10 protein-coding genes, 1 tRNA gene and 1 pseudogene are annotated in these 11,192 nt (G+C 61.1%); 9 read left to right on the forward strand and 3 right to left on the reverse strand.

Annotated elements, in window-relative coordinates:
• Positions 1-573, forward strand: a 573-nt coding sequence (locus KQH60_RS04305; RefSeq protein ID WP_304611057.1) for a transketolase C-terminal domain-containing protein, incomplete at its 5' end; no start/stop codon positions are given.
• Positions 574-708: 135 nt separating this feature from the next.
• A complete protein-coding gene (gene folE2 / locus KQH60_RS04310; RefSeq protein ID WP_237575343.1) occupies positions 709-1,518 on the forward strand; it encodes a GTP cyclohydrolase FolE2 in 810 nt (269 codons plus the stop codon).
• Positions 1,519-1,734: 216 nt separating this feature from the next.
• On the opposite strand, the gene tsaD is transcribed toward folE2, so the two are convergent.
• Positions 1,735-2,778, reverse strand: a complete 1,044-nt coding sequence (gene tsaD / locus KQH60_RS04315; RefSeq protein WP_237575344.1) for a tRNA (adenosine(37)-N6)-threonylcarbamoyltransferase complex transferase subunit TsaD — start codon at positions 2,776-2,778, stop codon at positions 1,735-1,737.
• A 128-nt stretch (positions 2,779-2,906) separates the two neighbouring features.
• Between tsaD and KQH60_RS04320 the strand changes: the two are divergent.
• The 6 genes and pseudogenes from KQH60_RS04320 to KQH60_RS04345 form a co-directional block, all read left to right on the forward strand.
• Positions 2,907-4,133: pseudogene (locus KQH60_RS04320) on the forward strand (NAD(P)/FAD-dependent oxidoreductase); the annotation flags it as partial.
• A 104-nt stretch (positions 4,134-4,237) separates the two neighbouring features.
• Positions 4,238-4,450 (forward strand): 30S ribosomal protein S21, encoded by a 213-nt coding sequence (rpsU, locus tag KQH60_RS04325; protein ID WP_237575346.1) that lies wholly within the window; start codon positions 4,238-4,240, stop codon positions 4,448-4,450.
• 219 nt (positions 4,451-4,669) lie between these two features.
• Positions 4,670-5,119 (forward strand): GatB/YqeY domain-containing protein, encoded by a 450-nt coding sequence (locus KQH60_RS04330; RefSeq protein WP_237575347.1) that lies wholly within the window; start codon positions 4,670-4,672, stop codon positions 5,117-5,119.
• A 16-nt stretch (positions 5,120-5,135) separates the two neighbouring features.
• On the forward strand, positions 5,136-7,040 hold the full coding sequence (gene dnaG, locus KQH60_RS04335; RefSeq protein ID WP_237575348.1) for a DNA primase: 1,905 nt from the start codon (positions 5,136-5,138) through the stop codon (positions 7,038-7,040).
• A 402-nt stretch (positions 7,041-7,442) separates the two neighbouring features.
• Positions 7,443-9,500 carry an RNA polymerase sigma factor RpoD gene (gene rpoD / locus KQH60_RS04340; RefSeq protein WP_237575349.1) on the forward strand — a complete coding sequence of 686 codons (2,058 nt, stop codon included), beginning with the start codon at positions 7,443-7,445 and terminating at the stop codon, positions 9,498-9,500.
• Between the two features lie 29 nt (positions 9,501-9,529).
• A tRNA-Ile gene (locus KQH60_RS04345) sits at positions 9,530-9,608 on the forward strand.
• A 187-nt stretch (positions 9,609-9,795) separates the two neighbouring features.
• Here KQH60_RS04345 and KQH60_RS14985 read toward each other — a convergent pair.
• Together KQH60_RS14985 and KQH60_RS14990 are read right to left on the reverse strand one after the other, a co-directional pair.
• A complete protein-coding gene (locus KQH60_RS14985) occupies positions 9,796-10,203 on the reverse strand; it encodes an AfsA-related hotdog domain-containing protein (protein ID WP_368669317.1) in 408 nt (135 codons plus the stop codon).
• Positions 10,172-10,303, reverse strand: a complete 132-nt coding sequence (locus tag KQH60_RS14990; protein ID WP_368669318.1) for an AfsA-related hotdog domain-containing protein — start codon at positions 10,301-10,303, stop codon at positions 10,172-10,174. The genes KQH60_RS14985 and KQH60_RS14990 overlap by 32 nt, the downstream gene beginning before the upstream one ends.
• 328 nt (positions 10,304-10,631) lie before the next feature.
• Here KQH60_RS14990 and KQH60_RS14900 point away from each other — a divergent pair, with 328 nt between their 5' ends.
• Positions 10,632-11,078: a hypothetical protein gene (locus KQH60_RS14900; protein WP_304611058.1), complete on the forward strand. Its 447-nt coding sequence runs from the start codon at positions 10,632-10,634 to the stop codon at positions 11,076-11,078.
• The last annotated feature ends 114 nt before the right edge of the window (positions 11,079-11,192 follow it).

The raw sequence follows: 11,192 nt of genomic DNA on the forward strand, positions 1-11,192 counted from the left end.
GAGAACGAGTGTCGGCAAATGCTGCACACGGGATTGCAGATCGACGGGCCGAGTGCGGTGCGCTATCCGCGGGGCACGGGGCCGGGGGTGGCCACGCAGAAGCGGCTGAGCGCGGTGCCGGTGGGCAAGGGGGAGATCCGGCGGCAGTCGCATGCGCCGGCCGGCCATCGGGTGGCGATTCTGGCATTTGGCTCGATGCTGGCGCCGAGTCTGACGGCGGCGCAGGAGTTGGACGCGACGGTGGCGAACATGCGTTTCGTGAAGCCGTTGGACGAGGCGCTCGTGCGACAGCTCGCCGACACGCATGAACTGCTCGTGACCGTCGAAGAAGGTTGCGTGATGGGTGGCGCCGGCTCGGCGTGTATCGAGTCCCTACAGGCGGCGGGGATAAACCGGCCGGTATTACAATTGGGGCTTCCTGACCGTTTCATCGACCATGGCGATCCGGCAAAGCTGCTTGCCGCATGCGGTCTGGATGCGGTGGGAATGGCTAGCGCGATCCGTGAGCGCCTGTCAATCTTGGAACAGCAAAAGCACGATGGCAACGCGAAAACGACCAAGCTCGTCGCATAGGCCGTGCCTGCAACGGCCGTTGCTGTTTTTCATTTAGAATCTGCACAAGCGGCATGGGCCGTCCGGCCGGGTCGCTCGTGCTGGCGCCCTGGTGCCGCCGTGAACCGAGGCGAGCGCCGGTGTCAAGGAATGCCAATGAACCAGATGAATCCCGCTTTTGTGATGCCTGATGTGCAGAGCACGCCAGATACCCGGCAGATTCCGATCCAGCGGGTCGGCATCAGAGCGGTCCGCCATCCGCTGACGGTGAGGACTGCGCGAGGCGATGTGCAACCGACAGTAGGATCCTGGAATCTTAATGTGCGCCTTCCAGCCGAGCAGAAGGGCACGCACATGTCGCGCTTCATCGCGCTGCTGGATCAAGCGCAGACGCCGCTGGACATCGCTCATTTCCGCGCCATGCTGGCGACCATGCTCGAGAAACTTGAAGCCACGGCGGGCCGCATCGAAGTCACATTTCCCTATTTCATCCGGAAAACCGCGCCTGTATCCGGCGTGCAAAGCCTGCTTGACTATGAAGTAACGCTCAGCGCCGACATGCGCGACGGCCTTACGCGCCTGTTCACCAAGGTGTTGGTGCCAGTGACCAGCCTGTGCCCGTGCTCAAAAAAGATTTCTCAGTACGGCGCGCACAATCAGCGTTCACATGTGACGATCGCCGCCGAATTGGTCGATGACATGCCGGTTGAGGACCTGGTGCGGATAGCCGAGGAAGAGGCATCGTGTGAGTTGTGGGGGCTGCTGAAGCGTCCCGACGAGAAGTTTGTCACCGAGCGGGCGTATGATAACCCAAAGTTTGTCGAGGACTTGGTGCGCGATGTCGCGCAGCGGCTCAATGCCGATCCGCGAATCGTCGCCTATGTGCTCGAAGCTGAGAATTTCGAATCGATCCACAATCACAGTGCGTACGCGCTGATCGAGCACGACAAGCGGCGCTTGGACTAGCCTGCTTGCCAGACATCGGTGCCGAGCGGTCCCGGGCACAGGGGGCGTCGCTTGGCTGGCGCGCTCGCGCCATGAATGCGTCGCATCGCTGGACGAAGGTTCACGCGTGAAGGCTCACGCGTATACGGCGGACGCTGCACCCCGGTCCCCTGTGCTAAGGTGATTAAAGGCTATGCCGGTGGCTGCCGCGGTGTGACGCCGGCGGTGGCCGAAGTGCTACGCTGGTTGTTGTCCCGAATCGTTGATGGCACTCAGATCCCAGCGCGGCTTGACAGTAAACGCATACAACGTATTGGCCGCCGTGGGATTGCGTTGCAGGCGTAGTGCACCCGCGAGCGCGATCATCGCGCCGTTATCAGTGCATAGCGCGAGGTCGGGATAGTACACGTCGAAGCCGCGCTTGGCGGCAGCGGCACATAGCGCTTCGCGCAATTGGCGGTTCGCGCCCACTCCGCCGGCCACGACGAGCCGCTTCATGCCTGTGCGCTTGAGGGCGGTAACCGCCTTCGCGACCAGTACTTCGACCGCGGCATCGACAAAGCCGCGTGCCAAATCGGCTTTTGCTTGCTCGCAAGCGTTCGAGCCGATTCGGCTCAGGTGTGTGAGAACCGCTGTTTTCAATCCACTGAAGCTAAAGTTCAGGTCGCCCGAATGCAACATCGGGCGGGGCAATTCGACGGCGCCAGGCGTGCCAAACTCGGCCAGCCGCGAAACTTCTGGGCCTCCCGGGTAGTTCAGTCCGAGCAATTTTGCGGTCTTGTCGAACGCTTCACCGGCTGCATCATCCAGTGTTTCGCCGAGCGTCTGGTAGTTGCCGACATCGGTCACCCGCATCAGTTGCGTATGACCGCCGGAGACCAGCAGCGCAACGAATGGAAACGGCGGTGGCGTTTGCGCGAGCAGCGGCGACAGCAGGTGTCCCTCGAGATGGTGAATGCCGATTACCGGCTTGCCGAGCGCTAGCCCTAGCGCATTCGCGATGCTGGCTCCGACGAGCAGTGCCCCGGCGAGCCCTGGCCCCTGCGTGAATGCGATTGCATCGATTGAGGTGCGCGCCACTCCGGCCTGCTGCAACACCTGCTCGAGCAGTGGCAGCGCGCGCCGGATATGGTCGCGTGATGCGAGCTCCGGCACCACGCCGCCATAGTCGCGATGCATGGCGATTTGCGAATGCAGTGCGTGCGCAATCAGCCCGCGCCGGCTATCGTACAGCGCGAGCCCGGTTTCATCACAGGAGCTTTCGATACCGAGGACGAGCATGAGAATCGGACAAAAGGGTGATCGAGCCGGATGCGGCTTCGCTTGCCCCACCGGCTTAATGGCTGGCACGGCGCCCGCAACGCAATCAGTCAGTATAGCAGTGTGACCGCCAACGTGGCTGGCAAGCCGGTAGAATGCGCGCCATGGAACACTTCGATATCGCCGTGATTGGCGCCGGCGCTGCCGGCATGATGTGTGCGGCCGTGGCCGGTCAGCTTGGACGGCGTGTCGTGCTGATTGATCACGCGCCGCGCGTTGCCGAGAAAATCCGGATCTCCGGTGGCGGGCGGTGCAATTTCACGAACTTGCAGGCGGACTGGACCCATTACTTGTCTGAGAACCCGTCGTTTTGTCGCTCCGCGCTCGCCCGCTATACACCGCAGGATTTTCTGGCACTGCTGCGCGCCCATCGTGTTCGGTGGCATGAAAAGCACAAGGGGCAACTTTTTTGCGACGATTCGAGCGAGACGATTATTGACGTGCTCAAGCGCGAATGCAACGCCGGCGGCGTCACGTGGCGCCATCCATTGCAGGTTGCGGACGTGGCCGTCGATACGATGGGGTTCGTGCTGGGCACGCACGCCGGCGCGCTGCGCGCGCGGGCGCTCGTGGTAGCAACAGGCGGGCTATCGATCCCGAAGATCGGGGCGAGCGACTTTGCATACAGGCTTGCCAAGCGCTTTGGTCATAAGCTGGTCGAGCCGCGCCCGGCGCTGGTGCCGCTGACCTTCGCCGCCGCGCACTGGGCGCCGTATTCGGCGCTGGCCGGGATATCGATGACGGCACGCGTATCGACAGATGGCGACAAGCGGCGCGCCGAGTTCGTCGAGGATCTGCTGCTGACGCATCGCGGACTGTCCGGCCCCGGTATTTTGCAGATCTCTAGCTATTGGAGCCCGGGGCACGCTGTGTCGATTGACCTGTTGCCGTCGTTTGACGTGGCCGGCGCACTGCTGAACGCAAAAGCCGCGTCGCGCCGGCAATTGGCGAACCAGCTCGCTGAATGGATGCCGGTGCGGCTTGCGCAGTGCTGGGCGATCCAACACGGCCTCCCACCCCAGGCGCGGTTAGCCGATATTGCCGACAAGGCGCTGCGTCGACTGGCCAGCGGGCTCCAGCAATGGACGTTGACGCCGGATGGCACCGAAGGCTTTCGTAAGGCCGAGGTCACGCGCGGTGGCGTTGATACCCGTGAGCTATCGTCGAGCACGATGATGAGCAAGCGGTTGCCAGGCTTGTACTTCATTGGCGAGGCGGTGGATGTGACCGGATGGCTGGGTGGGTACAATTTCCAGTGGGCATGGTCATCCGGTGCCGCGGCGGGTCGGGCCGCCGCCGCTGTTACGCAACGTTAATCGGACGCTGAAAGTCGGCGTTGTCTGCACGCATATCTGCTATACTTCCACACCTTTGGTGTGTGTTGGTGGGATACGTCCCTTTTTTCATACCTCGACTGGACATGACGACGATTCGCGTTAAAGAGAACGAGCCTTTTGAAGTTGCGATGCGCCGCTTCAAACGCACGATCGAAAAGAACGGGTTGTTGACCGAGTTACGTGCGCGCGAGTTTTACGAGAAGCCGACCGCGGAGCGTAAGCGGAAAAAGGCAGCGGCAGTCAAGCGCCATTTTAAGCGCTTGCGCGGCCAGATGCTGCCGAAGAAGCTCTACTGATCCAGTATCGCGCCGACGCGGCAGTCGAGTTGGCGCGGTCATCCCGCAAACCTGCGCCGCGTGTGCGTGCAGGGATGCTGCTGTGGCAGGCGTTGATGGGACCGCGTTGCTGCGCAGACCCGCTTGTGGATCGTGTCCCAAGCGGGTTTTTGTGTTAAACGTCGGTTTATCGCGTGTCACAGTTCCATAGGCGAACCTGGGCCGTTGACGGCAATACGCATGAGCTTGAAAGACCGTATCAATGATGACATGAAGGCCGCGATGCGCGCCCGCGACAGCGAGCGGCTCGCAACCATCCGCCTGTTGCTGGCTGCCATCAAGCAGCGTGAGGTGGACGAGCGCGCGACGCTGGACGACACGGCGATCGTGACGGTCGTTGACAAGTTGATCAAGCAGCGCAAGGATTCGATTGTGCAGTTTCAGTGTGCCGGCCGCGAGGACTTGGTTGCGAAGGAATCGGCGGAACTTGTGGTGCTGCAGCAGTACATGCCCGCCCAGCTGTCCGACGCCGACGTCGCCACGCAGGTGCGGGACGCGATTGCGCAAGCGGGCGCGGTCGGCCCTCAGGATATGGGCAAGGTCATGGCGCTGCTCAAGGGCAGGCTCGCGGGCCGTGCCGACATGACGGCGGTTTCCGCGCAAGTGAAGGTGGCTTTATCGACGAAGTAGCCTTGTCGAGGCAACTGTGATTCCGCACTCTTTCCTGCAAGACCTGCTAAGCCGCGTCGATATCGTCGACGTGGTGGGACGGTACGTGCAGTTGAAAAAGGGCGGAGCAAACTTCAGTGGGCTGTGCCCATTTCACAACGAAAAAAGTCCCTCGTTCACCGTCAGTCCGTCCAAGCAGTTCTACCATTGCTTCGGCTGTGGCGCGCATGGCACCGCGATCGGTTTCCTGATGGAGCATGCCGGCTTGACGTTTCCCGAAGCTGTCGGTGAGTTGGCGCAGTCCGTCGGGCTGAGCGTTCCACATGAACCCGCGTCGGGTGCATATGGCGGTGGGAGCCCGCCCGGACCGGGGAGGGGCAACGATCCGCCGTCGGCCCATCCCGGCACGGCGCGCGCGCTCGTCGACATCATGCAGGTCGCGGCCGACTACTATCGCAAGCAGCTTCGGGGCGCGCCGAACGCAATTCAGTACCTGAAGGGGCGGGGCTTGACCGGCGAGATCGCGCTGCGCTTCGGATTGGGCTATGCGCCGGATGGCTGGCAAAACCTCGAGGCGGCATTCGCGGACTACTGCGACGACGCGTTGCTCGACGCAGGCCTGGTAATTGTCAGTGACAAGGCGTCGAACAGCGGCGAAGCGCGCCGCTACGACCGCTTTCGCCAGCGCATCATGTTCCCGATCCGCAATGTGCGCGGACAGGTAATTGGCTTCGGCGCGCGCGTGCTAGAGGGCGGCGAGCCGAAGTATTTGAATTCACCGGAAACGCCGCTATTCAACAAGGGAACTGAGTTGTACGGCCTGTTCGAGGCCCGTCTTGCGATCCGGGAGAAGGGCTTTGTGCTGGTTGTCGAAGGTTACATGGACGTCGTTGCACTGGCGCAGCTGGGCTTTCCGAACGCGGTGGCGACGCTGGGTACCGCGTGCACGCCGGTGCATGTCCAAAAACTGATGCGGCAGACCGACACGGTGATTTTTAGCTTCGACGGTGATGCGGCGGGGCGCCGCGCCGCGCGGCGAGCGTTGGACGCATGCCTGCCGCATGCGGCGGATAATCGCACAATCCGTTTCCTGTTCCTGCCCGCGGAGCATGATCCGGACAGCTATATCCGTGAGCACGGCGCACAGGCATTTGCAGATCAGGCCGGGCGAGCAATGCCATTGTCGCAGTTCCTGCTCAACGAGGTGCTGGCGGACAAGGAAATCGACCAGCCGGAAGGACGGGCTAAGGCCTTATATGACGCCAAGCCACTGCTGCAGGCACTGCCGCCCAACGCGCTGAGGGCTCAAATTCTGCATATGCTGGCGGATCGGCTGTCGACGCCCGTCGAAGAAGTGGCGCAATTTTGCGAAATCGGCTCACGCACCGCGCCCGCGGTGCGTGGTGCGCCGGCACGTGCCGATCGTCGTCGCGTCACCGGCCACGAGCATCGGGCACTACGCAACGTGATCATGTATCCGCGCATTGTCGCGATGCTCGATGTGCAGGATTGCGACACGCTGGCCACGCTTGCCCGGCAGGGGGCCTTGTTTGCCGAGACGATCGCGCATGCGCAGCAACTAGGCGACGCGGCCGAATATCGGTTGTTGAAGGACCTGCTGCTTAATTCTCCGAATGCGCCAACGTATGAGGAAATCTTCCGGGAAATTCTGGTCTATGATGAAAACGTGCGCGATTTGCTGCATGCGCCGCCGGACGACGACAGCGCGCATCGTCGCGATGAGCAGGAGCGCATCGCAGCTGACGAAGTCAAGGCGGTTGTCGCGAAGATGCGTTACGACGCTTGCTGCGAACGACTTGAAATCTTGTCTCGGCAGCCAAAATTGGCAGGAGAGCAGGCCAGGGAGTTTGCCGAGTTGTCGCAGCGGCGTGCCGAACTGAAGCGTCGGGTCGCGGAGTCAGCGCTTGCCGGAGGGACTTGACCACCGTGCTATAATTGAAGGTTTTTAGCGGAGTTGTTTCCAGGCGGCGTCGAATAGAGCGGAATTGCCATGGCAAAGACCCGGCGGGAAAGGGGGTTGGGTCATATCGGAAGCGCAGGTCGGCGGTGGTAAAGATGACCCGGCCCGCGGCGAAACAGGCCCTTTCCGCATGTGGCGCGCCGGCGAACATCTCGCGTTCCGGCCAGCAGGAAGCGACGACGCGGTCCTGCGCGACGGCGAAGTCTGTCGAGCAGGACCGTGATGTGCGCGGCCGAGAAGCTCCCGAAGCGGGCAAATCGGCAGGTCGCGGCCGCCGGGCACCAGCCGGATAGCCGCACTGACAGAGTATCCACGGTTGAAGCGGCGGCCGTCAAAGAGCCGCAAGTCGAGACCAGAGCCGTAATGGCGACATCCATGACGAAAAAGCTGAACGAAGTACCAGTTGATGAGGAAGCGGGCCAAGTCGATGAGTCGGCCGGTTCGGCCGCGCCGGTGAAGGGTGAGAAGATCAAGGCGCGCGATCGCAGGGCCAAGGAAAAGGCGCTGCTAAAGGATGCGTTTGCGTCTCACCAGCCGGGTACCGCCGAGGAGCTCGAGGAGCGCCGCTCGAAGCTGCGCGCGCTGATCAAGCTGGGCAAGGAACGCGGCTTCCTGACGTATGCTGAAATCAACGATCACCTGCCGGACAATTTCGCGGAAACCGAGGCGATCGAGAGCATTATCAGCACGTTCAACGACATGGGCGTGGCGGTCTATGAACAGGCGCCCGATGCGGAAACGCTGCTGCTCAACGACAACGCGCCGTCGGTGTCATCCGACGACGAGGTTGAAGAGGAGGCCGAGGTCGCGTTGTCGACGGTGGACTCCGAATTCGGCCGCACGACCGACCCGGTGCGCATGTACATGCGCGAGATGGGCACTGTCGAGTTGTTGACGCGGGAAGGCGAAATTGAGATCGCCAAGCGTATCGAAGACGGCCTGAAGCACATGGTTCAGGCAATCTCGGCGTGCCCGACGACGATCGCGGACATTCTTGCGATGGCCGAGCGGGTCGCCAACGATGAAATCCGCGTGGACGAACTGGTCGATGGCTTGATCGATCCGAACGCGGAGGATGCGGACGGCTTTAGCGCGTCGGATGCGGCCGAGATCGAGTCGGAAGCCGACGACGCCGACGAAGGTGACGAGCAAGAGGAAGAAGAGGACGAAGGTGCAGGAGCGGCCGCGGCCAGCGCCGCGCAGCTTGAGGCGCTAAAGCGTGCGTCGCTGGAGCGTTTTGCGCTGATCGGTGAGTGGTTCGACAAAATGCGTCGCGCGTACGAGAAGGAGGGCTACAAGTCCAAGTCGTACCTGAAGGCGCAAGAGGCGATCCAGGCCGAGTTGATGTCGATCCGCTTTACCGCCCGCACGGTCGAGCGGCTGTGCGACACATTGCGCGCGCAGGTTGACGAGGTGCGTCAAGTGGAGCGCCAGATCTTGCATATCGTCGTCGACAAGTGCGGGATGCCGCGCGCGGAATTCATATCGCGCTTCCCGGGCAACGAGACCAACCTGGATTGGACTGAGCAGATCGTCGCTGAGGGGCATTCGTATAGCGCGGTGCTCGAGCGCAATATCCCGGCGATCCGCGAACAGCAGCAGCGTCTGATCGACTTACAGGCGCGCGTCGTACTGCCGCTGAAGGACTTGAAGGAAACCAACCGTCAGATGGCGGCTGGCGAGCTCAAGGCGCGGCAGGCCAAGCGCGAAATGACGGAGGCCAATTTGCGGCTGGTCATTTCGATTGCGAAGAAGTACACGAACCGTGGCTTGCAATTCCTGGATTTGATCCAGGAGGGCAATATCGGCCTGATGAAGGCGGTTGACAAGTTCGAATATCGGCGGGGCTACAAGTTTTCCACGTATGCGACGTGGTGGATTCGCCAAGCGATTACACGGTCGATTGCGGATCAGGCGCGCACGATTCGGATTCCGGTCCACATGATCGAGACGATCAACAAAATGAACCGGATCTCACGGCAAATCTTGCAGGAGACGGGGCTCGAGCCGGATCCGGCCACGCTCGCCGAAAAAATGGAGATGCCGGAGGACAAGATCCGCAAGATCATGAAGATCGCGAAGGAACCGATTTCGATGGAAACACCGATCGGCGACGACGACGATTCTCACCTGGGCGATTTCATCGAAGATAACAATACGGTGGCGCCGGCCGAAGCGGCATTGCACGCGAGTATGCGAGACGTCGTGAAGGACGTGCTGGACTCGTTGACGCCGCGCGAAGCAAAGGTACTGCGGATGCGCTTTGGTATCGAGATGAGCACGGACCATACGCTCGAGGAAGTGGGTAAGCAGTTCGACGTGACGCGGGAGCGGATTCGTCAGATCGAGGCGAAGGCATTGCGCAAATTGCGTCATCCAAGCCGCTCGGATAAGCTAAAGTCGTTTCTCGAAGGCAACTGAGCTTCATTTTGCCCCATAATGACTGATTCGGGCCTCTAGCTCATGCTTGGTTAGAGCAGCGGACTCATAATCCGTTGGTGCCGTGTTCGACTCACGGGAGGCCCACCAATACCCACGCGGGTTTGCTCGATTGTCACGCAGCCCGCGTTTTTTTATGGTGGAGGAAATTTTGTCTGATTCGCGTGATGGTACCTCTTAAAGATTCTGTGGCCAGATAAGCTTAGCGCTGCATGCTAGCATGGGCTTGATGCGCGGGTTCCTGTCCGCCATGCTGCGCGATGACAACTTTACCAATTTAAGTCAGCCCCCTAACGCTTGAGGAAAGGCATAGTGGCACCCTCCAGCCTGCCGCCATTACACAGGGATGCCGACCGCTTGTTGTGTCGGTGCGCCGCAGGCGTGCCAATACAGCAAGTTGCACGAAGTTCCATCGCACATCCATCGTGCCAGCTCGCAGCTCGGCCTGGTGCCACTCGGTGTGTGCCTGTAAGCCCGACAGTGACCGCTTGCGATAGTATTTCTCAACCACCGTGAAATGCACGGCAAGCGGAGCGGACAGTTCGGCAAAACGCGCATAGCTCACGTTAAATTCGTCAAGCACGAAGGCTATCCCCAAAGGGGCCTCGCAGAACATGTGAGACGCTGCAGTGCAGGCTTGCCGTGTGGCTTCGTCACATGAGGCCCGGCACATGGTCGATTTCATGCTCGAAGAAAAACGGATGGTCTGGTTCAATGATCAATGGAGCTACGAACCGATCCTGTCCATCTTCGGTGGCAGGCACCGGATCTATCCGGTTATTCATTTGCGAGTCGCGACTACAGGAATGGGATCAGTATCTGTAAGGAAGTGGACACAACTGCGCCGGCCAATGCGTGATGAACTTAGCGCATTGACCTGATTCGTGCAGCCACGCGTTGGGCGGCGCGCCCGCTGAATGTATAACGGACGATGTGCCTAGCGTCGATACCGTACGCTCTTGCGTTACTAACCGGCTCCTGTTGATCGAACACTAGCGCGCGCACGTTTGGCGAAAAGACGTTGCGTGTGCGCGCTGCACCATCACAACCCTGGTCGGGAAGTAGTGTACGTAATCAAGCGGGGTGGTCAGAACAGCGTACCGGCCTCGACACTTGAACGCATCCGGCGTTATCTCGTCGGTTTGCGCATGCCGCGCGCTCGAAGCGCTGGACGCCACACTGGGACGTTTCGAGCAAGGTGGCAACTCAATGCTGGAAAGGCTCGAAACGTTACTGAGCGAGGAATTCACCACGCACAAAACCCGACGTATCCAAGCTCGTGAACTCGATGGCCAAGGCCGAGCGCGAAAGGAACCTGACACAGCGATTGAGCATAGCTACTATATCTCCGCCACGGAGCGTAGCACCCACAACAATGGCGCAGACACTCGCGCGTGTCACCAGGACTACCGGCGCAACGCCAGCGTGGCGGCAGCGAAACGTGCAATAACAGCGAATGTTTCGGGCGCGATGGCTGACCTGGTGTGTGCCGCGGCGTTGAAGGGGGAGGCAAGCGGCTTACCGGGGCGGGGTGTATTGAGCGTGCTAGGGGGTGGATGAGCAACGCGAGAAAAAATATCCGCTGCCCCTTGCGGGGGTTGCGCCATGGGTCTATGATTTGGCCCCTTGCTGCTCAGGCAGCGGGGCCGCTGAACGAGCAAACGCAGCGGGCGG

This window comes from Mycetohabitans sp. B8 (assembly GCF_021991875.1).
In the GTDB taxonomy this organism is placed as follows: Bacteria; Pseudomonadota; Gammaproteobacteria; order Burkholderiales; family Burkholderiaceae; genus Mycetohabitans.

Coding starts and splice junctions, on each gene's coding strand:
- folE2 (WP_237575343.1), top strand. CDS start 709: ATGAACCAGATGAATCCCGCTTTTGTGATGCCTGATGTGCAGAGCACG.
- tsaD (WP_237575344.1), bottom strand. CDS start 2,778: ATGCTCGTCCTCGGTATCGAAAGCTCCTGTGATGAAACCGGGCTCGCG.
- rpsU (WP_237575346.1), top strand. CDS start 4,238: ATGACGACGATTCGCGTTAAAGAGAACGAGCCTTTTGAAGTTGCGATG.
- KQH60_RS04330 (WP_237575347.1), top strand. CDS start 4,670: ATGAGCTTGAAAGACCGTATCAATGATGACATGAAGGCCGCGATGCGC.
- rpoD (WP_237575349.1), top strand. CDS start 7,443: ATGGCGACATCCATGACGAAAAAGCTGAACGAAGTACCAGTTGATGAG.
- KQH60_RS14985 (WP_368669317.1), bottom strand. CDS start 10,203: ATGAAATCGACCATGTGCCGGGCCTCATGTGACGAAGCCACACGGCAA.
- KQH60_RS14990 (WP_368669318.1), bottom strand. CDS start 10,303: ATGAATAACCGGATAGATCCGGTGCCTGCCACCGAAGATGGACAGGAT.